The sequence below is a fragment of the Amycolatopsis aidingensis genome (assembly GCF_018885265.1).
GTDB classification, from domain to species: Bacteria; Actinomycetota; Actinomycetes; order Mycobacteriales; family Pseudonocardiaceae; genus Amycolatopsis; species Amycolatopsis aidingensis.
The window spans coordinates 680,247-707,160 of the sequence record NZ_CP076538.1 but is presented as its reverse complement, the minus strand read 5'-3'; the positions used below and the strand labels follow the sequence as shown (position 1 = coordinate 707,160).

The following is a 26,914-nucleotide window of genomic DNA, read 5'->3' as shown; positions in this document are numbered from 1 at the left end:
GCGCGGGTTACGCTCCGTGGTGAGAGCAAGGGGGCACGAGCGGCAAGGAGGCCGAGATGCCCGTACCCGCGGTCTCGACGATCTCCAAAGTGTCGACGCGTTCGGTGCCGCCCGCGGAGCGGATCGACTTCTGGCAGGAGTACAACCGGCAGGCCCTGGTCGGGCTGACCGTCTCGCCGTACTCCGAGCAGGGGCTGCTCGCCTCGCAGGCCAACCTGCGCATGGGCGCGCTGCGGCTGGCCGATATCGCGGGCAACGAGCACGTCATCGAGCGCACCCCCGGGATGTGCCGGGCGCTGCCGAAGGATTCGGTGTTCGCCAGCCTGCTGCTGTCCGGGGAGGCGGTGTTCCTGCACCGTGGCGGCAGCTTCGCGATGAAGGCGGGCGACCTCGCACTGTACGACACCCGTCGTTCCTACCTGTTCGGCTTCTCCGCGCCGATGCACCAGGTGCTGGTGGACATCCCGCGGGAGATCTTCACCGAGTACTGCCTGCCCGGCGGGCTGAGCGCGCCGATGCGGTTCACCGCGAGTTCCGCGGCCGACCGTCCGGCGCTCACCGCCCTGCGCTCGGCACTCGGTCACCTGGCCGCGGGCAGGCCGATCACCGCGGAGTCCGACCGTGGCACGCTGGAGCTGGTCGGCGCGTTGATCGCGGGCAGGCTCGGCGGGACGCAGCCCGGCGCCGGGTCGGCCCTGCTGACGCTGGCCAAGGACTTCATCGAGCGCAGGCTGACCGACCCGGCGCTGTGCGCGGGGCAGGTGGCGGCCCAGCTGGGCATTTCGGCCCGGCACCTCAGCCGGGTGTTCGCGCCGGAGGAGGTGACCCCGGCGCGGTACATCCTGCTGCGCAGGCTGGCCAAGGCCGCCGAGCAGCTGGCCGACCCCGGCTCGCGGGACAGCACCGTCGCCGATATCGCCTACCACTGGGGCTTCGCCAGCCAGGCGCACTTCACCAGGGTCTTCCGGGACCAGTACGGACGCACCCCCGGCGAAGCCCGGCCGCTGGGTCAGCGGGCGGGCTGGCCGTAGCCGCGGAGCTTGGTGACGATGTGGTCGATCTCGGGCTGGGGCAGCAGGGTGGGGGTACCCGCCGAGCGGGCGAGCAGCCAGAGCCTGCAGAGCCACTCCAGCTGCTGGGCGCGGTGGTAGGCGGCGCCGAGGTCCTTGCCGTATGTGACGGTGCCGTGGTTGGCCAGCAGGCAGCCCCGGCGCCCCTCCAGCGCGGCCAGCATCGCCTCGGCCAGCTCCGGGGTGCCGTAGGTCGCGTAGCTCGCCACCCGCGCGCTCGGCCCGATCGTCGCCAGCATGTAGTGGATCGGCGGTACCTCGTCGACCAATGTGGACACCGCCGTGGCATGCACCGAGTGGGTGTGTACCACGCCGGCGACCGGTGCGCCATCGGGGTCGGTCGCCTCGCGGTAGACGGTGAGATGCATCGGCAGCTCGCTGGTCGGCCGTAGCTCTCCGTCCACAACGGACCCATCAAGGTCGACCACGGTGATATCCCCCGGCGCCAGCGCGTCGTAGTCCACGCCGGTCGGGGTCACGGCGACCAGGTCGCCGGAGCGCACCGACACATTCCCCGAGGTGCCGACCACCAGGCCGTCGGCGGTCATCCTGCGCGCGTACTCGCATACCGCGGCGCGCTCGTCCTCCAGCAGCATTCACAGGCTCCACAGTCCGCGGGCAGCGGACAGTGAGGTCTGGTAGTCCGCGTAACCCTGTTGGTAGAACTCGACATTCTCCGGCCGTATCTCGACCGTACGCGAGTTTTCCACCCACAGGTCCACGTCGAACGGCTGCCCCAGCGCCTCCGCCGCGACCAGCACCGCTCCCCGCGCGCCGACCCCGGGATCACCGGGAACGATGATCGGCCTGCCGAGCACGTCGGCGAAGATCCGGGTCCACTCCGCTGAGCGGACCCCGCCGCCGTTGGCGTACAGCCGCCCGGTGAGCCCGGCGGCCTCGAAGCAGTGCCGGGCCGCGTAGGCCACCGCCTCGCACAGCGCGCGCAGCACATCGGCCCTGGATGTCTCCAGGCTGAGCCCGGAGAACTGGGCCCGCGCCGCGGCGTCCACGAACGGCGCCCGTTCCCCCGAGGTGGAAAGGAACGGCAGCGCCCGCACCCCGCCCGCGCCCGGAGCGCTCTGCCCGAGCAGCCGCTCCACGTCCTCGACGTCGACACCGAGCAGCGAGCAGGCCCAGTCGATGCTCGCGGTGCCCACCATCGCGGGCATCGCGCGCAGGAACTCGCCCTCGTTCGGGGTGCACAGGAACATCCCGGCTGGCTCGCCATCCGGATCGAACCCGGCCTCGCCGGTGAGCACCTGGCAGGCCAGGGTGGTGCCCGCGGTGAGGATCCCGTCCCCCGGCTCACGCACCCCGGCCCCGATCGCGCAGGCGGGCAGGTCGAACGGGCCCGCGGTGACCGGCAGCCCGGCAGGAAGGCCGAGCAGTTCGGCACCGGCCGCGTGCAGCCGGAACACCGTCCGCGGTGGGGCGGGCTCGGCCAGCAGGCCGCGCCGGTGCGCCAGCCCGCAGGCCGCGATCGCCTGCTCCTCGTACCGGCGGGTGGCCGGGTTCAGGAAGGGCAGCGAGGCATCCGAGGCGTCCACGGTGATCTCGCCGGTGAGCCGCTGCACCACCGCGTCCACGCAGTATCCGGCGACCGCCGCGCGGTCGAGGGACTCCGGCTCGTGACTGTCCAGGTAGGACATGATGGCGGCGGCGCAGCCGGGGAACATCCCGGAGGCGGTGCGCCGGAAGACCTCCCTGGTCACCCCGCTGGCCTGCCATTTGGCCAGCAGCGAGTTGGCCCTGCCGTCCAGCCAGGAGATCGCCGGGCGCACCTGGTTGCCCGCGGCGTCGCGTAGCCACAGCCCGTCGCCCTGACCGGTCAGCGCGAGCGCGGCGACGCCACCGTCGAGCTGCCCCGCCACCTCGCGCACCACGGTGGCCACCGTGCCGAGCACCTGCTCGAGATCCTGCTCGACCAGCCCGCCGGGCAGGTGGTGCACCTCGGAGCGGGTGCAGGCCTGGGCGATCGAGACCCCGGCCGAGTCGAAGACCACCGCCTTGGTCAACGAGGTGCCGATATCCACGCCGATGATGTGCGACATGGTCACTGCCCGAGGACTTCGGGGTTGGCCACGTTCAGCAGGGCCTCACCACGGGCGTAGCGGCCGACCTCCGCGGCGACGATGGCGGCGGCCCGCTCGGCGGTCTGCCTGCTGGCGCCCGCGAGGTGCGGGGTGGCGATCACGTTCGGCGCGGAGCGCAGCGGCCACTCCGGGGGCGGCGGTTCGTCGTCGTAGACGTCCAGGGCGAGCGCGCCGAGCCTGCCCGAGCGCAGTGCCTCCGGCAGCGGGCGGTAGTCCAGCAGTCCCCCGCGGGCGGTGTTCACCAGCACCGCACCCGGTGGCAGCAGGTCCAGTTTGGCCGCGTCGATCAGGTGCCTGGTCTGCTCGGTGAGCCGGGCGTGCAGGCTGACCACCCGGCTGCGCCGCAGCAGGTCGTCCAGCTGGACCAGGCCCGCACCGTCGGCGGCCACCGTTGCCGGGTCGGCGTAGGGATCGGCGACCAGCACCCTGGCACCGAAGGCCACCAGCACCCTGGCCACCCTGGAGCCGATCGCCCCGTAGCCGACCAGGCCCACGGTGGTGCCCTCGAGTTCGATCCCCGCGTTGTCGTAGGCGTAGTAGTCCCCACGCCAGTCCCCGGCCAGCAGCTCGGCCGAGGAGGTGGAGATACGGCGCATGGCGGCCAGAATCATCCCGATCGCGAACTCGGCGGCCGCGGTGGCGTTGCGCCCCGGCGCGTAGGTCACCGCGACCCCGGCCTCGGTGGCGGCGGTGAGGTCGACGTTGACCGGCCCGCCGCGGCAGACCGAGACCAGCTTCAGCCCGGGCGCGGCGGCGAAGACCTGCTTGGTGAAGGGCGCCATCTGGGTCACCGCCACCTCGGCATCGCCCAGGGCGTCGATCACCTGCCGCTCGGTGCCGCTGGCCTCCTGGACATTGCCGACCGGGCCGAAGGGCTCGACCGGCCAGGGCAGGGAAAGCTCGGTGAACTCGGGCTCGACCCCCGATTCCGCGCGTACCGCCTCCCGCAGCAGCCCGGTACCGACGAACTCGTCCCCCGCGGCGAGTATCCGCAACATCATTGTTCCTCTCGCGCTCGTACCTGTTCAGGAGGCCGCGTGGGCCCGTTCGTAGTCGGTGATGTGCGCGACCTTGCTCGCGCTGGCCGACTCCGGGTCGAACCGGTGGCCGACCCATTCGGTGACGATCTTCTTGGCCAGTTCAGGGCCGATCACCCGTGCACCGAAGGTGATGATCTGACAGTCGTTGGACTTGATCGAGCGCTCGGCGGAGTAGGAGTCGTGCGCCACTGTGGCGCGCACGCCCGGCACCTTGTTCGCCGAGATCGCCACACCGATACCGGTGCCGCACACCAGCACGCCCCGGTCGGCCTCGCCGCGCGCGATCGCCTCGGCGGCGGCCAGCCCGAGCACCGGGTACGCCCGGTCGTCGCCCGCGTCGGCCACGCCGAGGTCAGTCACCTCGGTCACCCTGCCATCGGTACGCAGCAGGTCCCGCACCACGTTCTTGAGCTCCACACCGGCATTGTCCGCCGCGACCACGATCCGCATCAGCCGTCCTTTCCCAACTCCGCGCCGACCGCCGTGACGATGAGCGCGAACGAGGTCGCACCCGGGTCGGCGTGGCCCTTGCTCTTCTCCGCCAGCCGGGCCGCCCTTCCCTTGGCGGGCACCAGGTTCGCGGTCTCCGCCGCCGCCGCGGTCGCGGCAGCTGCCGCCGTGCGCCAGGCCCGCGCGAGGCCGCTGCCCGCATCCGCCTCGGCACGCAGGGTCACCCGGAAGGGTTCGATCGCGTCCAGCATCGTCTTCTCCCCCGGTTCCGCCCCACCGAGCTGGACGAAGGCCCGCGCGGCCCGGTCCACCGCCTCGGCCAGCGCCACCGCGGTGATCTCGGGCAGGCCGCGCAGCCCGGCCCCGGTCTCGGCGAGCAGCACCCCGTACAGCGCGCCGGAGGCGCCGCCCGCGGCATCGGCCAGCGCGGTACCGGCCCGCAGCAGGGCGTCCGGGACGCAGGCGCCGCTCGCCTCCGCATGCCGGGCGGCGGCAACGGCCGCCCGCATTCCCCTGCTGATGCCCAGCCCGTGGTCGCCGTCCGCGGCGACCGCGTCCAGCCTGCCAAGCTCGGCCTCGTTGTCCTCGATGGACTCCAGTGCACTGGTCAGCAGCCGGTCCAGCACACCGCCGCGAGTGGAGTCGGTGGCATAGCCGTCCACGGTGGACTCCGCCTCGACCCGCTCCAGCACCGCCCCGGTGCTGCGGTAGCCGGGGCTGTCACAGGGCGCGGCGTACAGCTCGGCGAGTTCGTCGTCCAGCACCATGACCGACAGCGAAACCCCGGCCATGTCCAGCGAGGTGACGAACTCACCGACCTCGGTGTGCAGCGGGCTGAGCCCGGCCGCGGCCAGCCGCTCGTGCACCCGGGTGTAGGCGACGAACATCTCCTCGTACTTGGTGCGGCCGAGGCCGTTCAGCAGCACGACCACCCGGCCGTCGTGCGCAGGCAGCTCCGGAAGCAAGCCGTCCACCAGCTCGTCGGCCAGCGCGCGGGCGTCCAGCCGGTCCACCGTGCGCACCCCGGGCTCACCGTGGATGCCCAGCCCCAGCTCCATCGCACCGGGATCCACGGTGAACAGCGGTTCGGCCGCGCCCGGCAGGGTGCAGCCGCCGAAGGCGACCCCGAAAGTGCGGGTGTTCGCATTGGCCTTGACCGCTGCCGCGTGCACCCCGGCAAGGTCGTCGCCGCGCTCGGCGGCGGCCCCGGCGATCTTGAAGACCAGGAAGTCGCCAGCCACCCCGCGCCTGCGCTCGGCCTGCTCCGCAGGCCCGCTGGCGATGTCGTCGGTGACCAGGATGGTGCGGCTGTCGATGCCCTCGGCGGCCAGCCTGCGCGCGGCCAGCCCGAAGTGCAGCACATCGCCCTGGTAGTTGCCGTAGCCGAGGAGCACCCCTGCGCCGCCATCGGCGGCCCTTGCGGTGCGGTAGACCTGCTCGGCGCTGGGGCTGGTGAACACGTCGCCCACCACGGCGCCGTCGGCGAGGCCGGGGCCGACCAGCCCGGCGAAGGCCGGGTAGTGCCCGCAGCCCCCGCCGATCACCACGGCCACCTTGCCCCGGCGCGGCACCTGCCTGCCGATCACCCCGTAGGCATCCGGCACCTTGCGCACGGTGCGGCCGTATGCGGTGACGAAGCCGTCCAGCCAGTCGCGTTTGAAGGTCTCCGCCGAGCCGAGGACGGTCATGCTGCCTCCTCCGCGGCTTCGCGCGCCTCCAGCCGAGAGCGCGCGTTGTGGTCGCCCTGACTGCCGCGAGTTGACACAAGTGGCGTCATGCTCCCCTCCCCACCAGCTCGCCCGCCAGGTAGGCCAGCAGCTTCCTGCGCACGTCGTCGTTGTCCGTGGCCACCGCACTGGCCAGCTCCAGCGCGTCCGGTTTGGGCGGGTAGGCCGGGTTTGGCAGGGCGATCACGGTCAACCGGGCGGCCGCCGCGGCCCGGATGCCGTTGCTGGAGTCCTCGACCCCGAGGCATTCGGCTCCGCCGTACCCGAGCCGCTCTGCCGCCGCGAGATAGACGTCCGGGCTCGGTTTGCCCCGCGCCACCTCGGCGCTGGATACCGTGGCGGTGAACTCGCCGGTCAGCCCGTGGGTGTGCAGGATCGCGTCGATCACCCGCCGGGCGGCCGAGGAGGCCAGCGCCACCGGGACCCTGGCCGCGCAGTCCCGCACCATCGCGTCGGCCCCTGGCAGCAGCGGGGCCTCGCCCGCCTCGATCGCGGCGATCATGCCGTCCACCACGGCCCGCTCCACCTGTTCGGCGGTTTCCGGGGTGCCGCTGCGCTCGGCAAGGTAACCGGCCCATTCCGGGGCGCTCATCCCCTGCACCGTGGCCGTGTCCTCGGCGGTCCACTGGACCCCGTGCCGGGCCGCGTACGCCGCCCAGTTCTCTTCCCAGAGGTGTTCGCTGTCGACGAGGACCCCGTCCATGTCGAACACGACCGCGGCCAGTGCCATGGTGTAACAACCCCTTTCACATGGTTATCGTTAAATTAACATCGTAGACGAGAGTTGTCACGGCCTGACTGTTACATCCGGAGGGAACGATGAGCACCCACCTGCTTCTGGTGCGGCACGGCGAGACCGAGTGGCACGCCGAGAACCGCTACGCAGGCACCAGCGAGGTGGCGCTGACGGCCACCGGGATGGCGCAGGCGGAGACGCTGGCCTGCTTCCTCGCCGCGCTACCCGCCGCACGCAGGCCGGATGCGCTGTACTGCTCCCCGCAGCAGCGTGCGCTGCACACCGCTCGCCCGGCCGCCACCGCGCTCGGGTTGCGCCCGCTGGTGGTCGAGGACCTGCGCGAGGTGCACTTCGGCGCGGTGGAGGGGCGCACACTTGAGGAGGTGGACCCGGAACTGGTGGCGCGGTTCCGCGCCGACCCGGTGCGCGACGCCTTCCCAGGGTCGGAGCCGCCGGAGCAGGCCGCGAAACGGGGTGCCGCCGCGCTGCGGGCGATCGCCGAGGCCGAGTCCGGGGCAGGCCCGGTGCTGGTGGTCGCGCACAACACCCTGCTGCGGCTGACCCTGTGCGAACTGGTCGGCATCCCGCTGCGGAACTACCGCAGGGTGTTCCCCCGGATGGACAACTGCGCACTCACCGAGCTCAGGGTCGATGGCGAGAACACCGCGATTCGGCGGTTCAACCAGCCGACCGGTGGCAGGGAGTGAGATCCTGGACTGATGAGCGAGACGTCGAGCGGGGGCAGCGCGCGCTCTCGCGGTATCAGGCAGCAACGCATCACCGACTACGTGGTGAACCGGGGCTCGGCCTCCGCGGCCGAGTTGGCCGAACTCACCGGGGTCAGTGTCATGACGGTGCATCGTGACCTCGATGAACTCGCCAGAAGAGGGCTGCTGCGCAAGTTCCGCGGCGGGGTGTCCGCCCAGCCTTCGACCGTGTTCGAGAGCAACGCCGAATACCGGCTCGGTGCGCATGTGGAGGCCAAGGCTGCGATCGCGAAGCAGGCACTGACCCAGGTGGAGCCCGGCATGTCGATCCTGCTGGATGACTCCACCAGCGCGCTGGCGCTGGCCAGGCTGCTGCCGGAAGTGGTGCCGCTGACCGTGGCCACGAACTACCTGCGCACCATCGAGGAGCTGAAGGGGGTGGAGGACCTGCGGCTGATCTGCATCGGCGGGGACTACTCCAGCACGCACGACTCCTTCCTCGGCATGCCCTGCCTCGAGGCGGTGGAGCGGATCACGGTGGACGCGACCTTCGTGTCCACCTCCGCGATGAACGCCGAGATGACCTTCCACCAGGAGCCGGAGATCGTGATGGTCAAGCGCGCCATGCTGGCCAGCGCGGAGACCAAGGTGCTGCTGATGGATTCGAGCAAGATGCCGCGCTCGGCCCTGCACCGGCTGGCCCCGGTGAGCGACTACGACCGGCTGGTCGTGGACTCGGCCGTGCCGAGCCCACTGGTCGAGGAGCTGCGCAACCGCGTCGAGGTGGATGTCGCCCCTGGCTGAGTGATAAGAGGAAAACTTCTCGCAACATCTTGCGTGTTAAATTAACAGCCTCCATGATACGCTCATCACTGTCATGGAGGCATATATGAGCCAGTCGACAACATCGGAGTTGTCCCAGCCCGGCCCGTTCGCCCGGATGCTGAACAGGTGGGGCCTGCCGGCGCCGCTCTTCCTCGGGTACGTCGGCCTGCTGCTGTTCATGATCGGCGACGGGGTGGAGTCCGCGTTCATCGCACCGTTCATGGCCGACAACGGCGCGGGCACCGATATCCGGGCCTCGCACGTCATTACCGTGTACGGGGTCGCGGTCATGCTCGCGTCCTGGCTTTCCGGTGCGCTGTCCGAACTCTGGGGGCCGCGCCGGGTGATGCTCGCCGGCCTGGTCATCTGGGTGGTCTTCGACGCGCTGTTCCTCGCGGTGGCCGTCGCAGGGGAGAGCTACCCCCTGATGATCCTGTTCTACGGGCTGCGCGGGTTCGGCTACCCGATGTTCGCGTTCGGATTCCTGGTGTGGATCACCGCCGTTGCCCCGGTCGCCCGGCTGGGTGCCGCGGTGGGCTGGTTCTACTTCGCCTTCACCGGGGGCCTGCCGACCCTGGGCGCGCTGGTCGCCAACTTCACCAACCCGGTGCTCGGGCACTACGGCACGCTCTGGCTTTCCATCGGCATCCTCGGCCTCGGCGGCCTGGTCTGCCTGCTCGGCGTGCGCGAGCGCACCGGGCGCGAACGGCTGGCGCCGCCCGAGGTCAAGCCGGTGCAGAGCCTGGTGTCCAGCCTTTCCATTGCCTGGAAGAAACCGAGGGTTGGCGTCGGCATGATCGTCCGGGTGATCAACACCGCCCCGGAGTTCGGCATCCTGGTGTTCTTCCCGACCATCTTCATCAGCGAGATCGGGTTCGGCGAGAGCCGCTGGCTGCTGCTGGTGTCGGTCATCTTCGGCACCAACATCTTCTTCAACCTGATCTTCGGCGTGCTCAGTGACAAGATCGGCTGGCGGACCACGATCACCTACTTCGGCGCGATCGGGTGTGCCATCTCGATCCTGCTGCTGTACTTCGTGCCGGTCTACGCCGGTGCCGAGTACTACTGGCTGGCACTGCTGGTCGGCGCGCTGTACGGCGCCACACTCGCCGGTTTCGTGCCGATCTCGGCCCTTTTGCCCTCGCTGGCCCCGGAGAACAAGGGCGGTGCGATGGCACTGTTGAACTTCGGGGCGGGCGCGGCCACCTTCGCCGGGCCTGCGGTGGTGAGCCTGTTCCTCGGCCCGTTCGGCGGCGCCGGAGTGGTGATCATCTTCGCGGCGCTGTACATCATGGCCGCCATACTGACCCGGTTCCTGAAGCTACCGGAGGAAACCGAGCAGGCGATCGAGAAGGACAGCACCTTGCAACAGGCCGGAGAGAAGGTCGCCGTCACGTGACCGGAGTGACCATCGGCATCGACGTCGCCACCGCGGGGGTACGCACCCTCGCGGTGGACGGCGCCGGGCGCGTGCTCGCGGGCGCGGCGACACCGTTGCCCGCCCCGGTCCGCACCGCGGGACACAGCGAGCAGGACGCGGGAAGCTGGTGGCCGGCCGTGGCGACCGCGCTGCGCCGGACCACCGCGGCCCTTCCGGGCCGGGGCGCCGAGGTCACCGCCGTCGCGGTCGCCGCCACCTCGGGCACCATCGTGGCCGTGGACGCGCGAGGGCGGCCGTGCTCGCCCGCGCTGATGTACGACGACCGGCGCGGAACCCCGTACAACAGCAAGGCCGCCGAGCTGGGCTGGGCGCGCTGGCGGGCGCTCGGGATGACCGTGTCGGCCACCGCCGCGCTCGGCCGGATCGGCTGGCTGCGCGATCACGTCGGTGCGGCCGCCGGGATCCGGCACACCCCGGAGGTGATCGGCGCCGAGCTGGTGGGTGGCCCTGTGGCCACGGACTCCGCACACGCGCTGAAGAGCGGGTACGACCCCCTGGCCGGTGCGTGGGCAGGCGAGGTTTTCGACGCGCTCGGCGTCCCGTCGTCCTGGCTGCCCGAGGTGGTCGCGCCATGCACCGTGCTCGGCGAGGTCGGGCCCGCGGCCGCGGCGGAGACCGGGCTGCGCGCGGGCTGCCGGGTGGTGGCCGGGATGACGGACGGCTGCGCGGGCCAGCTGGCCTCCGGCGCGGTGGCGCCGGGTCAGTTCGTCGGCATCCTCGGTACCACCTACGTGCTCAAGGGGGTCACCGAGCGGCTGGTTCCGGACCCCACCGGCGCGATGTACAGCCATCGCCACCCGGATGGCTGGTGGTTGCCCGGCGGGGCTTCGAACACCGGTGGCGAGTCCGTTTCGGACACTCCAGAGCTGGCAAGGCTGGACGCGGCCGCCGCGGCCGGCGGGCCCGCGCGGGTCGTCACCTACCCGCTGCGCAGGCAGGGCGAGCGGTTCCCGTTCACCTCGCCTGCCGCAAGGGGTTTCGTGCTGGGCTCCCCCGCCGACGAGGTCGAGGTGCACCGCGCGCGGCTGGAGGGCGTCGCGTTTCTCGAACGACTCGCCCTGGACCACCTACGCAGGCTTGGTATCCCGGTGACCGGACCGCTTTCGGCCGCCGGTGGTGGCAGTAAAAGTCCACTGTGGAACAAAATCAGGGCGACCGTCACCGGACTCGGGCTGCGCATCGCGCCGCATGCGGAAACCGGCTACGGTGCCGCACTGCTAGCCGCCGCGGCTACCCTTCCCGGCGGCCTCGGCGAGGCCAGCGGCAGGCTGGCCGAGGAGTCCGAGCTGATCGAGCCGGACCCGGCCGAACGGGACGCGCTGGCCGACTCCTACCACCACTTCTGCACCGCGTTGCACACGCGCGGCTGGATCGACGCCGACCTGCTCGCCGTCGCCACCAGGTAACCGCATCCAGCTGGTGTTGTCCCGGAAAACCCGTTGCGGGACGACGACCGCGACTGTGAAAGTCGCCGGATGCGCGCCGAACTGCACCTGCATTTTCATGGTTGCATCCGGCCGCTGCCACTGCTCCGGCATCTCGCGCGCAGCGAGCGCGTGCTGTGGGACTGGTACGAGCGGGAGATGGCGGTAGCTTACGGCTCGGTTCCGCCGACCCGACGGCTCGTCGAGCGGTACCGGCAGGGTGATTCGGCTGCCGCCGCCGAGTTCGCGCGGCTGTTCGTGTTCGGTGACGAGGACGGCGGCAACTTCGGACGGTTCCAGGCCAAGGCCAACCTGCTGTGGGTAGCGGCGAACCCGGAGGATCCCACGAGACCCTGGGCGGAGACCGACGCCGAGGTCGCCCGGTTCGCCGCGGAGATCAGGGCCGACCACCGGCGGCAGCGAATCGACTATGCGGAGTTGCGAGTCAGCGCGGAGATGGTGGCCGCGGCCCAGCCTCCGCGGTATGCGGGATCGGCCGAGCGATTCGCCGTCACGTTGAGCCGGTCCGATCCCTGGCGGGACTGGGATCGCGTGCGGGCGCTCGCGCTCGGGCCGCGGGGAGACACGATCACCGGGATCGACTTCTGCGGGATGGAGGAAGGCCACCCGCCCAAGGACAAGGCCGAGCTCGGCGCGCATCGGCTGGGGCACGCCATCGCGCTCGGCGTGGACCCGGCCCTGTTCGGCCCGCACACCCGCACGGAAACCGTGGCGGAACGCCGCGACCAGATCGCCTACGACCTGCGACACGAGCCCGGGTTACGGGCGGCGGGTGTGTGGGTCGACCCCTCGGCACTGCGCGCGGAGCTGGACCGGCTCACCGCATCGCCCGGCACCGCGACGATCACCATCGAGTACGAGGAGCGGCGACTGGCGCAGCTGCGTCGCAGGCAGGAGTACGCGATCCAGCGGGTGCACGCGAGCGGGGCGGTGATCGAGGTGTGCCCGACCTCCAACCGGAGGATCGGGGGCATCGCCGACCCCGCGCACCACCCGGTGCACCGGTTCCTTTCCGCCGGGCTCCCGTTCGTGGTCTCCTCCGACGATCCCGGCCTGTTCGGCACGACCCTCGACGCGGAGCTGGACTGGGTATGCACCCACACCGGCGGCGCCGAGCTCCGGCGGCACCTGCTGGAGACCGCTCGCCAGGCCCGATCCGAGGTACGCACCGGACGCGCCGGTCACTGAAGGAGTTCTTCCGGCGGGGTGATGCCGAAGACCGCACGCAGCACCTCGGGCAGCTCGCCGGGCTCCAGCGCCCGCCGCTCGCTGTGGCCGTCCGGGGTCGCGGTGTGCAGTTCGTTGCCGCGCAAGGAGATTCGCGAGTCGGCCGTGGTGCGCAAGGCGATCGGCCTGCCGACGAACGGGGAATCCGGGTGGGCCGCGGCGAAGTAATTGTAAACCTCGTAGTCCGCCGGGTAGTGCGGCTCGGTGCCGAAGGCGTACAGATCGACCCAGTCGGCGCCGTTGCGGGACCGCAGCACCCACAGATTCTCCTCGCGCACCAGCCGGAAGGACCAGCCGTCCTGCTCGGCGTCCCCCGCGCGCAACGGCATCGGCTCACGCAGCCCACCACCGCCGAAGCCGACGTCGGCCAGCCATTCCACGCCACCAGCCTGGACCAGCAACGCGCCGTGCGAGCGGGCCTGCGGTTGCGGTCGGCCGACCCTGATCCGGGCGCCGAGCCCCTCGACCAGGAAGCCCAGCCGGGTCAGCGCCGCGGCGAACAGCACGGTGTGCTCGTAGCAGTAGCCGCCACGTTCCTGCCGGACGAGCTTGTCCTGCACGCTGCCGACGTCCAGCGCGGGCACGCCGCCGAGCAGCACCTCCAGGTTCTCGAACGGGATCGAGGTGACGTGCGCGCGATGCACGGCACGCAACGTCCCCGGGTCGGCGGGCAGCTCCCCCGCCAGCCCGATACGCCGCAGGTATGCCTCCAGTTGGAGCTTCTCGGCGCCCCACAGCGCCGCGGTGTTCGTTGTCGCCATACCGCAAGCCTGCGGCTAAGGAACCTGCCCATGGATCGGGCGATTGCCCTATTTCCCGGCACCGGCCGGTAAGCGGACCGACGGGTCAGTAAAAGATTCGTCCGTATGGTCTAGACCTTGACGGATGCAGGTCGCCTATTCTCGGACAAATCCGACGTATCCACGGGCGCGCGGGATCGTCAGGAAACGGATCCCTCATGTCGGACACAACCAATCAGGACCGCGCACCCCGCAAAGTGGTCGTGCGGTGCCTGGATCCCCTGCTGCGGGATGCGCTCGCGAGCTGGGTACAGGCGCTACCCGGCCATGTGGTGGCGGGCGCGGTGACCAGCGGACCGGAGCTGCTCCGGTTGTGCACCCTGCGCTCGCCGGACCTCGCCGTGGTGGAGCTGAGCTCCGCAGGCACCGAGGAACTCGGCCTGCTGGCGAGCCTGCACCGGTGCTGCCCGCGGGTACACGTGATCGGGGTGCACCACACCCCGGACGCGCCCCAACTGCTTCGCTTGCACCGCGCCGGTGCTGACCGGCTGGTCAGCAGCCAGTATGGACTGCCGCCGCTGCGGGCCGCACTGCTGGAGGCCGGAACCGAGCTGCCGTCCCGGTCCGCGGGCGGCGGGCTGAGCGGCCGGGAACTGGAGATCCTCGCCCTGATCTGCGCAGGCTGCCCGGTGGTCGAGATCGCCGATGTGCTTGGGATCAGCCCGCACACGGTGACCAACCACAAGCGACGCATCTTCGCCAAGCTGGAGGTGCACAGCCGCACCGAGGCCGCCGCCGAGGTCGGCAGGCTCGGCCTGGCTTGGCGGAGGGGTACCGGTCCCGCCGCCGAAGGCCTGTTCGGCGGGCCGCCCGGCGCACTGCACGACGAGGTGTCCCGGATCCTTTCCGCGCAGGGCATGGCCACCCGGCCGCCGGTGACGATCCTGGTGGAGCCGACCGAGAGCTGCTGGCAGGCCGCCGAACGGCAGGCGGCGCCGATCATCGTGATCGACCCCGCCTTCCACGGTGGGCAGGCGGCAGCCGGGGCGTTGTTACGCGGAGCCAGCGCCACGCTCACCGGTGAGCACCTGGCCGAGCGGCTGCTGCCCACCATCGTGCTGACCGCGGCTGGCTACCTGGTCACCACGGACGGTCCGGTGCGAGCACTGCTGCCCGAGAACCAACCGGCCGCGCCGACCATGCTGACCCCGCGCGAACGGGACGTGCTCGACTCGATCGGCCGCGGCCACTCCGTCCGGCAGACCGCGCAGGAACTCGGGATCACGATCAAGACCGTGCAAAGTATTCAGCGGCAGCTGTTCTCGAAACTCCGGGTACACAACAGACCGGCCGCGCTGGAGCTGGCCAGGCGGCTCGGGCTCGTCTCACCCCCTGGCGACACCTAAGGGTTTCGCGTCACCCCTAGGTCATTCTGGTCCTGGCGACGATCGCGCATACGGAGCATTTTCGGGACACGCCTATCCCTGCCCGCGAACGCGGAGGCCGACATGAAACATGCTGACGATCAACGCTGCGCACCTGTCAACCGGCGCCGATTCCTCGGCGGAGTCACGGCGGGCGCCGCGGCAACCGCCCTCACGCCCGGAATGGCCGCGGCCGCACCCTCGTCACCACGGTTCTTCGGCCGGATCTTCGCCGACCTGCCGCCCTTCGCGCAGGCGACCCCTGCCGTGCAGGAGGCACTGCGGGAAATGGGCAGGCCCGGCGGCCTGATGGACGCCAAGGACCCGCTCGAGGAAGGACCGATACGACTCATCACCCATCCCGAACTCAGTCCCAACAACGTGGACAATCCCTTCCACACGGCGGGAACCACGTTCTTCGGTCAGTTCATGGACCACGACTTCACGTTCGACCTCTCCTCCCGGCTCGGCGTACCGGCCGACCCGGAGGAGTCACCCAACTCCCGCACGCCCACGCTGGAACTCGACTCGGTATACGGCGGCGGTCCCACGGCGGACCCCACCTTGTACGACCCGGAGGACAACGACAAGTTCATCGTGGGAAGCGGCGGCCTTTTCGAGGACCTCCCGCGCGAGCAGGACGAGATCGCCATCATCTCGGACCCGCGAAACGACGAGAATCTGATGGTTTCCGGAATACACGCCGCTTTCCTGCTCTGCCACAACCGGATGGTCGACCGGCTGCGCGCACAGGGGGTGCCCGCCGGTCAGGTATTCGACCGGGCCCGGCGGCTGGTCACCTGGCATTACCAGTGGATCGTGGTGCACGAGTTCCTGCCCCAGGTGATCGGTTTCGGCATCACCCAGGATGTGCTGCGGCACGGCAGGCGGTTCTACCGGCCGGCGTCCGGACAGCACTTCATGCCGGTGGAGTTTCAGGGTGCCGCCTACCGGTTCGGGCACAGCATGGTGCGCCCTTCCTACCGGGCCAACCTGGCAGGCGATCAGGGCGAGCCGTTCTTCGGGTTCGTCTTCGATCCGGCAGGCCAGGGTCAGGACGATCCGGTCGACCTGCGCGGCGGCGCGCGTGCCCCGCGCCGGTTCATCGGCTGGCAGACATTCTTCAACTTCAACGACGGCGAGGTGAAGCCGAACAAGCGGATCGACACGAAGATCTCCACCGTGCTGTTCCGGCTGCCGATCGCGGCCATCCCGACCGGTGATCCGCCGACCGCGCTGCCGCAGCGCAACCTGCTACGCCACCTGACCTGGTCCCTGCCCTCCGGCCAGGCGATCGCGGACGCGATGGGGCAGCCCCGGCTCGAACCGGACGCCCTGGCCGAGCTCCGGCAGTTCGGCGTCGGCCTGGAGCGTAGTACCCCGCTCTGGTACTACGTGCTCAAGGAGGCGGAGGTACTCGGGGATGGCATCTCGCTGGCCGGTGTCGGCGCCCGGCTGATCGGCGAGGTGATCCTCGGACTGCTGGAACTCGACCCGCGGTCCTATCTCGCGGCGGATCCCGCTTGGCGGCCCACGCTGCCAGGTAAACCGAACGGCGACTTCGGCTTCGCCGACCTGCTGACCTTCGCCGGGGTGGACCCCGCCAGCCGCGGGCAGTGACCGCGGCTGGCGGGCCTGGCGAGGCCGTGTTCAGGAAGGCGCGCCCGCCAGGTCAGGCAGGCTGCTTGGACTTGGTGTCCTCGGTGGCCGGTTCCTCCGCCTCGGCGGGCTGATCCGCGCCGACGCCGAAGGCCTGCATGGCCTGCTGCACCGCGGCGTTCGTCGCGGCCAGCCGGTCGGTGACCTGCTGGCGCAGGTCCAGCGCCTGGGTCCGCTGCTGCTCGGCTTCGGCGAGCTGACGCTCGGCGTCCGCGACGAGCGTTGCCGCCTTCTCCTGCGCGGCGGCCTCCTGCTCGGCCACGACCCGGTCGGACTCGGCCTTCTTGGCGGCGATGGCCTCCTCGGTCTCCCGCTGCCGGGCGGCCAGCCCGTCCTCGGTCTCCTTGCGCTTGGCGGCCAGCGCCTCCTCGGTCTCCTGCTCGGCCTCGGCCCGGCGCTGGGCGGCTTCCTCGTCGAGCCGCTTGCGGCGCTCCTCCGCCTCCTTGTCCAGGCGTTCGACCTCGGCGCGGGCTTCCTCGCGCGTCTTCTCGGCGTAGGCATCGGCCGCCGACCTGGTGGCGTCGGCGTCCTCCTCGGCCTTGCTACGGAGCTCGGCGATCTCCTCCTCGGCCAGTCTCATCATGGTCTGCACGCGCTCGGTCATCGCGGCCGGACCGGCCGGGTCGTTGACCATCCTGGACAGACCGGCCTTGGCCTCGGCCAGCTCCTGCTGCGCGTAGTTCAGCGCCTTGGTCAGCTCGGCGACGGAGTTCATCGCCTCGTCCCGGCTGCGATTCGCGGCCTTGACCTCGTCGGACAGTTTCTTGAGGGTCTCGTCAACCTGTTGCTGGTTGTAGCCACGCAGAGTGGTGGCGAACTGGGGGGTGTTGGGGGCCTGATCAGGCGTGTCGGCTGCGGCCATGCGGGAACTTTAGTGAGTCAACACGCCGAATCCCATACCGCCAAACGGCTGCACTTTGCCGACCCGAACCGGGTGATCAACATACGACTCCCGGGGCACATGGCACCCTGCACTGTTGGCAGTGGGTAAACGACGTGAAGGGTGGCCTCGCAGGTGCGGACGGTCCTCGATGACCTCGCTGAACACTGGCACGTCTACGCCACCATGCCGTTCATCGCGGCGTTGATCGGCTACCTGACCAAGCGGGTGGCCATCGAGATGATGTTCCGCCCGCTGGAGTTCGTCGGGATCCGGCCCTTCCTCGGCTGGCAGGGCGTCATCCCGGCGAACGCGCGGCGGATGGCCACCACCGCCGTGGACCTCCTGACCGGCCACCTGCTCGACCCGAAGGAGATCTTCGCGCGGCTGGACCCGGACCGGATGGTGCGGGAGCTGGAGCAACCGCTGTTGCGCGCGGTGGAGGGCATCACCCGGGAGGTGATGGAGCAGTACCAGCCCAGGCTGTGGGATGCGCTGCCGGAGCGGGCCCGGCGGATGCTGATCAACCAGGTGCACGCGCAGGCGCCGAAGGTGGTCACCAAGCTGATGCGCGAGCTGTCCGGCAACGTCGAGGACGTACTGGACGTCAAGGACATGCTGGTCACGAACATGGTCCGGGACAAGGCGCTGACCTGCCGGCTGATCAAGGAGGTGGCCCAGCCCGAACTGCGGTTCATCGCGCACTCCGGAATCTACTTCGGGTTCGTGATCGGCCTGGTGCAGATCGCGGCCTGGGCACTGACCAAGGAACCGCTGGTGATGCCCATTTTCGGATTCCTCACCGGGTTCGTCACCGACTGGCTGGCGCTGAAGATGATCTTCTACCCACGCAGGCCACGCCGGTTCCTCGGCATTCGCTGGCAGGGCCTGTTCCAGAAGCGCAGGCAGCAGGTGGCCGTGGACTACGGCGGGCTGATCGCGGACGAGGTGCTCACCGGGGCCAACGTGATGGAGGCTGTGCTGACCGGGCCGCGCTCCGACCGGCTGTTCGAGCTGATCACGCGGGAGGTGCAGCGCACCATCGACCAGCAGGCGGGCGCGGCCAAGCCGATCGTCGCGCTGACCGTCGGCGGCAGGCAGTACCAGGAGATGAAACGGGCGGCGGCCGCGAAGGCTATCGAGTACCTGCCGGACACCATGCGGCACGTCGAGGGGTACGCCACCGACGCGCTCGATGTGCGCAACACCATTGTGGACAAGATGCAGCAACTCAGCCCGGTGGAGTTCGAGGGCATCCTGCGCCCGGCCTTCCGTCAGGACGAGTGGAAGCTCATCCTCACCGGCGCCGTGATCGGCGGCCTGATCGGTGAGCTGCAGGTACTCGTCCTGCTGCACTGAGAGCGATCGACAACCGGGGCGACCTGCCGTGGCGAGTGGGACCGCGCGCTCTGGCGAAGCCCACGAGCGGCGAGGCGGGGCGCCCTGTCCGCAGTGGCGAGATTCATGAATCGCGAGCCTCGCCGAGCCGATCGTGTCGCGCGTTCGAAACCAACACTGATCAGGGGATACGGTTCTGCCGGGGATGTCACGACATGCAGGGAGGACCGGGTGGACGTGGACGCGATCATCGCGGACGTGCGTGACCACTGGCAGGTCTACGCCAGCATGCCGTTCATCGCAGCCCTGATCGGCTATGTCACCAAGCGGGTGGCCATCGAGATGATGTTCCGCCCGCTGGAGTTCGTCGGGATCCGGCCCTTCCTCGGCTGGCAGGGGGTACTGCCCGCGAACGCCGAGCGGATGGCCGCGACCGCCACCGAGATGCTCACCCGCAACCTGGTGGATCCGAAGGAGATCTTCGCACGGCTGGACCCGCACCAGCTCGCCAAGGAGATCGAGCAGCCCCTGTTGCAGGTGGTGGAGGACGTCACCCGCGAGGTGATGGAGCAGTACCAGCCGAACCTCTGGGAGGCACTGCCGGAGCGGGCCCAGCGGATGCTGCTGCGCCGGGTGCAGGCCGAGGCGCCGCGGGCCATCGCCAAGATCATGCGCGAGATCGCGCACAACATCGACGACGTGCTGGACCTCAAGCACATGGTGGTGACCAACCTGGTCCGGGACAAGGAGCTGCTGAACCGGCTGATCAAGGACATCTCGCAGCCGGAGATGCGGTTCATCGCCCGCTCCGGCATCGGCTTCGGGTTCGCCCTCGGCATCGTGCAGCTCGTGGTGTGGACGCTGACCCGCTCCCCGCTGGTGCTGCCCCTGTTCGGCGTGCTGATCGGCTGGTTCACCGACTGGCTGGCGTTGAAGATGATCTTCCTGCCGCGGGAGCCGCGGCGGTTCTTCGGCGTCTACACCTGGCAAGGGGTGTTCCAGCGGCGCAGGCACCAGGTGGCGGCCGACTACGGGGACATGATCGCCTCGGAGATCATCACCATCCCGAACCTGCTGGAGGCCATCCTGCGCGGCCCAAAGTCGGACCGGCTGTTCGGGCTGATCCAGCGGGAGGTGCAGCGCACCGTTGACCAGCAGGCGAGCGTGGTGAAACCGGTGGTGGCTGCCGCGGTCGGCTCCCGCCGGTTCCAGGAGATGAAACGGGCGGCGGCGAAGAAGGCCGCCGAGCGGGTCCCGCTGACCATCCGGCACGCCGAGGAGTACGCGGTGAACGCGCTCGACGTGCGCAACACCATTGTGGACCGCATGCGGCAGCTGTCCCCGCTGGAGTTCGAGGGGCTGCTGCGTCCCGCCTTCCGCCAGGACGAGTGGAAGCTCATCGCGGTCGGCGCGATCATCGGCGGGCTGGTCGGCGAGCTGCAGGTGCTCCTGCTGCTGCACTGAGCCTGCGTTACTGTGCGGCCGAGGCCGCGCGGGGTGAGGAGGTGCGAATGGACGCCGTCCTCGACGAGCTCGCCCGGCACTGGCCCGGTTACGCCGCGCTCCCGCTGCTCGGTGCGCTCATCGGCTACCTCGCCGCCCGGCTGGCCGTGGAGCTGCTGCTGCGCCCGGTGGACCCGCTCGGCGGCAGGCCGCCGCTGGGCTGGCAGGGGGTCGTGCCCCGGCATGCGGGCCGGGTGGCGGCCCGGATCGGCGAGGCCGTGACCACCGGGCTGCGCACGCCGGGCGAGGTCGTGGCCGGTATCGACCCCGACCGGCTCACCAGAGAGGTGGAGCAACCGCTGCTGCGGGCGGTCGACGACATCGCGCGGGACGTCCTCGAGGAGTACCACCCCCGGCTGTGGGAGGCACTGCCCGCGATGGCCCAGGAGCTGGCGATCAAGCAGCTGCAGGCCGCGGCGCCGGACCTGGTGCGCAGGCTGCTGGGGGAACTGGCCACGGCGGGAGAGTCCGTGCTGGACGCGCGGCAGCTCGCCGTGGACCGGTTGAGCGGGGACCGGGCGTTGCTGGTCCGCCTGGTGCGCACGGCCGCGCAGGCGGACACCGCGTTCCTGACCCGGTTCGGGGTGCTGCTCGGCCTGTTGCTCGGGGTGGTGCAGGCGGTCGTCGTGGCGGCCACCGGGCAGCCGGTGCTGCTGCTGGCCTTCGCCGTGCTGATCGGGGTGGCGGCCGCCCTGCCGGGGCTCGGACTGGCCATCGCGCCGCGGCGGGAGCGCGGCGAGGTGCCCCGGCAGTATGGCGAGCTGGTGGCCCGGGAGGTGCTGACCGTGCCCACCCTGATCGACGCCGTGCTGCGTGGCCCGCATGCCGACCGGCTGCTGGCGATGATCCAGCGCACCGTGGCGGCCTCGGTACGCGAGCAGCGCGCGGCCGTCGCGCTGACCGTCGGCGGGGAGCGGCTGCGCGAGATGAAGCGGGCGGCGGCGCGGCGGGTGGCGCACAAACTGCCGGATATCGCGCGGCATGCCGAGGGCTACCTGACCGAGGCGATCGACGTCGCGGGCACGGTCGAGCGGCGGCTGCGCGCGCTGCCCGATGCCGAGTACGAACGCCTGTTGCGGCCCGCGTTCCGGCTGCACCTTGCCTGGCTCGGCATGGCGGGCGGGCTGCTCGGCGCCGGCTTTGGTGTGCTGTACCTCCTGCTGCTGTCGCCCTGATTCCCCCTCGGCCCGGCCGCGGGGTCCTCTACGGTGGGCATGTGGTGGAGGAACGAGGCGAACTGCCGGCGGTGCACGAGGCGTGGCTGCCAAGGGAGCACGCGCTGCACCGCCCCCGGCATGGCGGGCGGCAGCTGACCGCACTGCTGTCTGCGCTGGTCTTCTTCGCGACCCCGACCATGCTGTGGGTGCTCGGCGGGCGGCCCGCGGAGATCGAGAACCACGCGCTGGCCGGTTTCCCCGGCATCACCGAGGGCTGGGGCCTGTTCACCGGACTCCCGGAATGGGCCACCGACCAGCTCGTCTTCCGTGCGGCGGCGATCCAGGCCGCCGACGACGTCAGCAGGTCGATCTTCGGCGAACCCGCCCCGCTGGACCAGGGCGGCGCACCGCCCGCCGGGCCGCTTCCCGGCAACACACCCCCGCCCCGGGGGGAACCCGACGGTCCGGTGCCCGGGCCGCCGACCGGCAACCAGCGCGGGCAGCGGCGGGTGATCGAGGGCAACGACGGCTGGCTGTACTACGGCCTGGACGCCGAGGCCAAGTGCTCGCCGATGCGCCCGATCACCCAGACCGTGGACAAACTGAACGAACTGCGCCGGGCGGTGCAGAACTCGGGCAGGCAGTTCATCTTCGTGGTGCCACCGGACAAGACCACGATGGTGCCGCAGCACCTGCCCGAGGAGTACCCGAACAAGGAATGTTCCCAGGAGGTCGCCGCCGACTTCTGGCGGTTGATCACCGGCCGCGGGCGCGCGGTGGACCTTCGTCCCGGCCTGGCCGAGGCGGCGGAACGGATCGGCCAGCCAGCTTACCCGCCGCAGGACACACACTGGCGCGACGAGGGATCGATCGTGCTGGCCCGCCAGCTCGCGGAGCAGGTTCAGCCGGGAATCACCCAACGTTGGACGACCCGGCCGGTCGGCAAGTACACCTCCAACGCGGATCTCCCCGTCATCCTCGGCAGGCAGGACAAGAAGAGCAGCATGCGCTACGAGCTGCGACCGGATGGCCGGGCCGACCGGACCGGACCGTACATCGAGGACATCGACACGCCGGTGCGCCGGTACGCCACCCCGGTGCCCGGCGCGGTGGACAAACCGACCTTAATCTTCGGCGACTCGTTCACCAATGCCTCCTCGAGCTACCTGCCCGCCGCCTTCAACGACCTCACCTTGCTCGCCTATCCGCCGATGGGCGAGCACCTGGACGCGGTCGTGCAGTCCTTCGTCAACGCCGAGGTCATCGTGGTGGAGAGTGTGGAGCGGTCGGTGGCCGGCGGGTGGTTGCCGTACCTGGACAAAGCCTTCATCGAACGGGTGCGGACGGCGATGGCCGCGCGGCCGGTTCGCTGACCTCGGTACGCCCCCTGGCCGCCGCGGCGCGGCGGTGCGCGATCACCCGGCAGACCAGGTAGATGACGAACGAGATCGCGGTGACGAAGAAACTCACCGGGGCACCGGGGGCCAGCGAAAGCACGATCCCGCCGACGGCGGCGACCTCGGCGAACAGCACGGCGAGCAGGGTGGCCCGCCACGGGCTCGCGGTCACCCTGGCCGCGGCCGCCGCCGGGGTGACCATCAGCGCGACCACCAGCAGGGCCCCGACGATCTGCACGCCGAGCGAGGTGGACACCCCCACCAGCACCGCGAACAGCGGGGAGAGCAGGCGCACCGGCACCCCGCGGGCCATCGCGACCCCGGGATCCACGCTGGCGAACAGCAGCGGACGGTAGATCAGCGCGAGCACCAGCAGCACCAGCGCCCCCGCGATCACCAGCAGGGTGAAGTCGGTGGTGTCGATCGCCACGATCTGTCCCACCAGGATGCCCAGCCGGTTCGAGGTGCGCTCCGGCACGTACCACAGCAGCAGCACCCCGACGCCGAGCCCGAAGGACAGGATCACCCCGATCACCGAGTCCCGATCGGACTCCCGGCCGCCGAACACCCCGAACAGCAGCGCGGCCAGCACCGCGCCCACCAGTGCGCCGTACTGCACCCCGACGCCGATCAGCAGCGCGGCCGCGGCCCCGGTGAAGGCCAGCTCGGCGGTGCCGTGCACGGCGAAGGCCATCCGGCGCAACACGATCAGCGGGCCGAGCACGCCCGCGACCAGGCCGAGTACCGCGGCGGCCAGCAGCGCCGTCTGCACGAAGTCCAGGCCGAGCAGCCGCGCGGTCAACTCGAAGTCGAAGAACTTGTCCATCTCGCTCGTTCAGCTCGCCCGTTCAGGATGCGTGTTCGGCCAGGTGCTGCGGCGTGTCCAGATGGTGTGGCTCGTCCTCGCACAGCGCGCTCTGCGCACCGGCGACGTGGATCTGGCCGCCGACCCGGAACACCTCGACCCGGGTGTCGAACAACTCCGACAGCACAGCGGAGTTCATCACCTCGTCCGGGGTACCGATCCGGAAAGCACCGTTCACCAGGTACAGCACTTTGTCCACATAGGACAAGATCGGATTGATCTCGTGCGTGACGAACAGCACTGCCGTGTTCGCCGAGCGCCTGCGCGCGTCGATCAACTCGCTCACCGCACGCTGGTGCGCGATGTCCAGGGACAGCAACGGCTCGTCGCAGAACAGCACCTCGGGGTCGCCGACAAGGGACTGCGCGACCCGCAGCCGCTGCTGCTCCCCACCGGAAAGGGTGCCGACCGGCGCCTTGGCGTAGGACTGCGCGCCGACCGCGGCCAGCGCCTCGGCCACCCGGCGGCGCCTGCGCGCCATACCCAGCAGCCCCGGACCCCAGCGGTGGCCGTCCAGGCCGAGCCCGACCAGATCGCTACCGCGCAGGGCGAGGCCCTCGTCCAGCACCCGCTGCTGCGGGATGTAGCCGATCCGGTGGTTGACCCGCCCTGGCGGCCGGCCCACCAGCCGCACCGCGCCCTCGGTCAGCGGCTGCAGGCCCAGCAGCACCCGCAGCAGGCTGGTCTTGCCGGAACCGTTCGGCCCCAGCACGGCCACGAACTCACCCGGCTCGACCACCAGATCGAGCCCGGACCACAGGGTGCGCGGGCCGAAGGTGAGCCGGGCGCCGGTGACCTCGATGGCCGGCGGGCTCATGACCTGTCCAGCGCCGCGGACAGCGCGGAGACCTGTTCGCCCATCCAGGCAATGTAGTCGGTCTGCCCCTCCGGCAGCGTCTCGGTCACGTCCACCACCGGCACCCCGGCCTCACCCGCGGTGGCCACCACCCGCTCGGTGGCCGGGCTCGCGGTCTGCACGTTGTGCACCACGGCCCGTACCTGCCCACCGGAGACCAGCTTGTTCAGCTGCTCCTGCGCGGCGACCGGCACATCCGTCTCGCTCTCCACCGCCTCGAGGAAGTCCGGCGGGGTCACGTCGGCCAGTCCGGCCGCCTCCAGCAGGTACTCCGCCACCGGTGCGGTGGCGATCACCTCGGCACCCGGCTGCGCGGTGGCGATGCCCTCTACCTGGCCGGACAGCTCGTCCAGCTCGGCCCGGAAGGCGGCGGCATTGCCGGTGAAGGTCTCCCGCTGCTCCGGTTGCAGCTCGCCGAGCTGGGTGGCGACCTGGTCGGCCACCGTGCCCACGGTGGCGAGGTCGTACCAGACGTGCTCGTTCACCCCGGCGTGCCCGTGGCCATGACCGTGCTCTTCATGGCCCTCTTCGTGGCCCGCTTCATGGCCTTCCTCGTGACCTTCCTCGTGGCCGTCGTGCTCCCCGTGGTCCTCCCCGGTCGCCTTGCCGGAGAGATCGAAGGCCACCAGCTTGCGGGTATCCGGCGCCTGCTCCGTCATCTGGGTGAAGAACTCGTCGTACCCGCCACCGTTGTAGAGCACCAGGTCGGCTTCCTGCACATCGGCGGCGTCCTCGGCGGTCGCCTGGTAGGCGTGCGGGTCGGCGGCCGGGTCGTCGATCACCGAGGTGACCGAGACGTGCTCCCCGCCCACCGCGGTGACCACACTGGCCCACACGTTGGTCGAGGCGACCACCGCGATCTTGCCGCCCGTAGCGGAATCGGTGCCGCTCCCGCAGGCGGAAAGTACCAGCGCAAGGGCTGCGATGACGGAGGCGGCGCCGAACGGGCGGCCGGTGCGTCGGGTCGTCATGGGGAACACTCCTGGGCAGTGCGGCTCACAACATGTAGCTAATGGAAACCATTTTCGAGTTCACCTTACCCCATCAGGTGGACCACGCCAGGCCCGCCCGCGACCGGATGCGCGGAATGTGATCAATGCCGGCCATCATCGGGTGCGACTTCTGCAATGAGTTCTGAACCGTTACGGTTTGTTCATGGGCCGGCCTATTCGAACCAGGCGCCAGGCGACACTGGCGTCGCTCGCCGCTGAGCTGGGCGTGTCCAGGACCACCGTGTCGAACGCCTACAACCGGCCCGATCAGCTCTCCCCGGAGCTGCGCCGCCGCGTCCTGGAGACCGCGCGCAGGCTCGGGTACCCGGGCCCGGATCCGGTCGCCAGGTCGCTGCGCACCCGCAAGGCCGGCGCGGTCGGGCTGCTGCTCACCGAGAACCTCTCCTATGCCTTCCGCGATCCTGCCGCCGTCGGTGTGCTGGAGGGGCTCGCGCTGGCCTGTGAGGACGCGGGCGTCGGCCTGCACCTGGTGCCGGCGAGCCCCGGCCGCGAGGAGGTCGCGGCCGTGCACAGGGCCGGGGTGGACGGGTTCGTGGTGTACTCCGTCCCCGACGACGACCCGCACCTGGCCGCGGTGCTGTCCAGGCCGGTGCCGACGGTGATCATCGACCAGCCACGCCTCGACGGGGTCGACCGGGTGGGCCCGGACGACGCCAGCGCCATCACCGGGCTGGCGAACCACCTGGTCGAACTCGGTCACCGGCAGGTCGGCGTGCTGTGCATGCGACTGGCAAGGGACCGCAATGACGGTTTCGTCTCGCGGGAGCGGCAGCGCGATGCGCACTTCCATGTGCAGCGGACCAGGCTGGCCGCGCTCGCCGAGACCTTCGAGGCCGCGGGCGTGGACTGGTCAGGCGTTCCGGTGGTGGAACGGTTCGAGCACACCGTGGACGACGGCGCATCGGCCGCCCGCCAGCTGCTCGATACGCATCCGCAGGTCACCGCGTTGATCTGCACCTCGGACATCCTCGCGCTCGGGGCGCTGGCCGAGGCGGGGCGGCGGGACCTGCGAGTGCCTGCCGACCTCACCGTCACCGGGTTCGACGGCATCGCCGAGGCCACCCGGGCCGGGCTGACCACCGTGCACCAGCCGGTGCTGGAGAAGGGGCGCTCGGCGGGGCAGCTGCTGCTCGCGGCCCAGGACCACGTGAACCCGAGGGTGATCACCCTGCCGACCGAACTGCGCGTCGGCACCACCTCGGCGCCACCGCGAACCGCGGAGGAGTTCTGGTTCGGCCCGTGAGGTTCGCGGCATTCACGTTGCCCGATATGTGGATCAGCGGTCCAATGGATGGTCGAAGCTGACTACCGGAAGGTGGCC

At 70.7% G+C, this 26,914-nt stretch carries 24 protein-coding genes; 13 read left to right on the top strand and 11 right to left on the bottom strand.

Annotated features, from left to right (window positions below; translation table 11 throughout):
• The first annotated feature begins 56 nt into the window (after positions 1 to 56).
• The gene (locus KOI47_RS03475; RefSeq protein ID WP_216213916.1) at positions 57 to 1,031 is read left to right on the top strand and encodes a helix-turn-helix domain-containing protein; all 975 of its coding nucleotides are present in this window, start codon (positions 57 to 59) and stop codon (positions 1,029 to 1,031) included.
• Here the strand turns inward: KOI47_RS03475 and KOI47_RS03470 are convergent.
• The 6 genes from KOI47_RS03470 to KOI47_RS03445 all read right to left on the bottom strand — a co-directional run bounded on the left by KOI47_RS03470 (position 1,010) and on the right by KOI47_RS03445 (position 7,110).
• A complete protein-coding gene (locus KOI47_RS03470) occupies positions 1,010 to 1,666 on the bottom strand; it encodes a class II aldolase/adducin family protein (RefSeq protein ID WP_216213914.1) in 657 nt (218 codons plus the stop codon). The two genes, KOI47_RS03475 and KOI47_RS03470, sit on opposite strands and share 22 nt — an antisense overlap.
• The gene (locus tag KOI47_RS03465; RefSeq protein ID WP_216213912.1) at positions 1,667 to 3,121 is read right to left on the bottom strand and encodes an FGGY-family carbohydrate kinase; all 1,455 of its coding nucleotides are present in this window, start codon (positions 3,119 to 3,121) and stop codon (positions 1,667 to 1,669) included. It abuts the gene before it with no gap.
• A 2-nt stretch (positions 3,122 to 3,123) separates the two neighbouring features.
• Positions 3,124 to 4,158 (bottom strand): 2-hydroxyacid dehydrogenase, encoded by a 1,035-nt coding sequence (locus KOI47_RS03460; RefSeq protein WP_216217059.1) that lies wholly within the window; start codon positions 4,156 to 4,158, stop codon positions 3,124 to 3,126.
• Between the two features lie 30 nt (positions 4,159 to 4,188).
• On the bottom strand, positions 4,189 to 4,653 hold the full coding sequence (locus tag KOI47_RS03455) for a ribose-5-phosphate isomerase (RefSeq protein WP_216213909.1): 465 nt from the start codon (positions 4,651 to 4,653) through the stop codon (positions 4,189 to 4,191).
• Positions 4,653 to 6,341 (bottom strand): dihydroxyacetone kinase family protein, encoded by a 1,689-nt coding sequence (locus KOI47_RS03450; protein ID WP_216213907.1) that lies wholly within the window; start codon positions 6,339 to 6,341, stop codon positions 4,653 to 4,655. The genes KOI47_RS03455 and KOI47_RS03450 overlap by 1 nt, the downstream gene beginning before the upstream one ends.
• 85 nt (positions 6,342 to 6,426) lie before the next feature.
• Positions 6,427 to 7,110, bottom strand: a complete 684-nt coding sequence (locus KOI47_RS03445; protein ID WP_216213904.1) for an HAD family hydrolase — start codon at positions 7,108 to 7,110, stop codon at positions 6,427 to 6,429.
• An 89-nt stretch (positions 7,111 to 7,199) separates the two neighbouring features.
• Between KOI47_RS03445 and KOI47_RS03440 the strand changes: the two genes are divergently transcribed.
• The 5 genes from KOI47_RS03440 (at position 7,200) to KOI47_RS03420 (ending at position 12,722) form a co-directional block, all read left to right on the top strand.
• Positions 7,200 to 7,823 carry a histidine phosphatase family protein gene (locus KOI47_RS03440; protein ID WP_216213902.1) on the top strand — a complete coding sequence of 208 codons (624 nt, stop codon included), beginning with the start codon at positions 7,200 to 7,202 and terminating at the stop codon, positions 7,821 to 7,823.
• 12 nt (positions 7,824 to 7,835) lie between these two features.
• The gene (locus tag KOI47_RS03435; protein WP_216213900.1) at positions 7,836 to 8,627 is read left to right on the top strand and encodes a DeoR/GlpR family DNA-binding transcription regulator; all 792 of its coding nucleotides are present in this window, start codon (positions 7,836 to 7,838) and stop codon (positions 8,625 to 8,627) included.
• An 85-nt stretch (positions 8,628 to 8,712) separates the two neighbouring features.
• A complete protein-coding gene (locus KOI47_RS03430; RefSeq protein WP_216213897.1) occupies positions 8,713 to 10,047 on the top strand; it encodes an MFS transporter in 1,335 nt (444 codons plus the stop codon).
• Positions 10,044 to 11,495: an FGGY-family carbohydrate kinase gene (locus KOI47_RS03425; RefSeq protein WP_408629887.1), complete on the top strand. Its 1,452-nt coding sequence runs from the start codon at positions 10,044 to 10,046 to the stop codon at positions 11,493 to 11,495. Before KOI47_RS03430 ends, KOI47_RS03425 begins: the two co-directional genes overlap by 4 nt.
• A 69-nt stretch (positions 11,496 to 11,564) precedes the next feature.
• Positions 11,565 to 12,722 carry an amidohydrolase family protein gene (locus tag KOI47_RS03420; RefSeq protein ID WP_216213895.1) on the top strand — a complete coding sequence of 386 codons (1,158 nt, stop codon included), beginning with the start codon at positions 11,565 to 11,567 and terminating at the stop codon, positions 12,720 to 12,722.
• Here the strand turns inward: KOI47_RS03420 and KOI47_RS03415 are convergent.
• The gene (locus KOI47_RS03415) at positions 12,716 to 13,522 is read right to left on the bottom strand and encodes an arylamine N-acetyltransferase family protein (protein ID WP_216213893.1); all 807 of its coding nucleotides are present in this window, start codon (positions 13,520 to 13,522) and stop codon (positions 12,716 to 12,718) included. The two genes, KOI47_RS03420 and KOI47_RS03415, sit on opposite strands and share 7 nt — an antisense overlap.
• A 197-nt stretch (positions 13,523 to 13,719) precedes the next feature.
• Here KOI47_RS03415 and KOI47_RS03410 point away from each other — a divergent pair, with 197 nt between their 5' ends.
• Positions 13,720 to 14,907 (top strand): helix-turn-helix domain-containing protein, encoded by a 1,188-nt coding sequence (locus KOI47_RS03410; RefSeq protein ID WP_216213890.1) that lies wholly within the window; start codon positions 13,720 to 13,722, stop codon positions 14,905 to 14,907.
• A gap of 102 nt (positions 14,908 to 15,009) precedes the next feature.
• Positions 15,010 to 16,545 carry a peroxidase family protein gene (locus KOI47_RS03405; protein ID WP_216213888.1) on the top strand — a complete coding sequence of 512 codons (1,536 nt, stop codon included), beginning with the start codon at positions 15,010 to 15,012 and terminating at the stop codon, positions 16,543 to 16,545.
• A 52-nt stretch (positions 16,546 to 16,597) separates the two neighbouring features.
• Here KOI47_RS03405 and KOI47_RS03400 read toward each other — a convergent pair whose 3' ends face one another.
• Positions 16,598 to 17,446: a coiled-coil domain-containing protein gene (locus tag KOI47_RS03400; RefSeq protein ID WP_216213886.1), complete on the bottom strand. Its 849-nt coding sequence runs from the start codon at positions 17,444 to 17,446 to the stop codon at positions 16,598 to 16,600.
• 204 nt (positions 17,447 to 17,650) lie between these two features.
• Here KOI47_RS03400 and KOI47_RS03395 point away from each other — a divergent pair, with 204 nt between their 5' ends.
• The 4 genes from KOI47_RS03395 (at position 17,651) to KOI47_RS03380 (ending at position 22,835) form a co-directional block, all read left to right on the top strand.
• On the top strand, positions 17,651 to 18,823 hold the full coding sequence (locus KOI47_RS03395) for a DUF445 domain-containing protein (RefSeq protein WP_216217057.1): 1,173 nt from the start codon (positions 17,651 to 17,653) through the stop codon (positions 18,821 to 18,823).
• Between the two features lie 216 nt (positions 18,824 to 19,039).
• The gene (locus KOI47_RS03390) at positions 19,040 to 20,266 is read left to right on the top strand and encodes a DUF445 domain-containing protein (RefSeq protein ID WP_408629919.1); all 1,227 of its coding nucleotides are present in this window, start codon (positions 19,040 to 19,042) and stop codon (positions 20,264 to 20,266) included.
• 47 nt (positions 20,267 to 20,313) lie between these two features.
• Positions 20,314 to 21,480, top strand: coding sequence for a DUF445 domain-containing protein (locus tag KOI47_RS03385; protein ID WP_216213884.1), 1,167 nt, complete (start codon positions 20,314 to 20,316; stop codon positions 21,478 to 21,480).
• Between the two features lie 41 nt (positions 21,481 to 21,521).
• Positions 21,522 to 22,835 (top strand): alginate O-acetyltransferase AlgX-related protein, encoded by a 1,314-nt coding sequence (locus KOI47_RS03380; protein WP_332461442.1) that lies wholly within the window; start codon positions 21,522 to 21,524, stop codon positions 22,833 to 22,835.
• On the opposite strand, the gene KOI47_RS03375 is transcribed toward KOI47_RS03380, so the two are convergent.
• From KOI47_RS03375 to KOI47_RS03365, 3 genes are read right to left on the bottom strand one after another with little or no spacing between them, the layout of a single operon-like run.
• Complete coding sequence (locus tag KOI47_RS03375) at positions 22,789 to 23,685, bottom strand: metal ABC transporter permease (protein ID WP_216213882.1); 897 nt, start codon at positions 23,683 to 23,685, stop codon at positions 22,789 to 22,791. The genes KOI47_RS03380 and KOI47_RS03375 overlap by 47 nt on opposite strands.
• Positions 23,686 to 23,707: 22 nt before the next feature.
• The gene (locus KOI47_RS03370) at positions 23,708 to 24,541 is read right to left on the bottom strand and encodes a metal ABC transporter ATP-binding protein (RefSeq protein WP_216213880.1); all 834 of its coding nucleotides are present in this window, start codon (positions 24,539 to 24,541) and stop codon (positions 23,708 to 23,710) included.
• A complete protein-coding gene (locus tag KOI47_RS03365) occupies positions 24,538 to 25,551 on the bottom strand; it encodes a metal ABC transporter solute-binding protein, Zn/Mn family (RefSeq protein WP_216213878.1) in 1,014 nt (337 codons plus the stop codon). Before KOI47_RS03365 ends, KOI47_RS03370 begins: the two co-directional genes overlap by 4 nt.
• A gap of 184 nt (positions 25,552 to 25,735) precedes the next feature.
• Here KOI47_RS03365 and KOI47_RS03360 point away from each other — a divergent pair, with 184 nt between their 5' ends.
• Entirely contained in the window at positions 25,736 to 26,836 is a 1,101-nt protein-coding gene (locus KOI47_RS03360; protein WP_216213876.1) for a LacI family DNA-binding transcriptional regulator, read from the top strand.
• Positions 26,837 to 26,914: the final 78 nt, after the last annotated feature.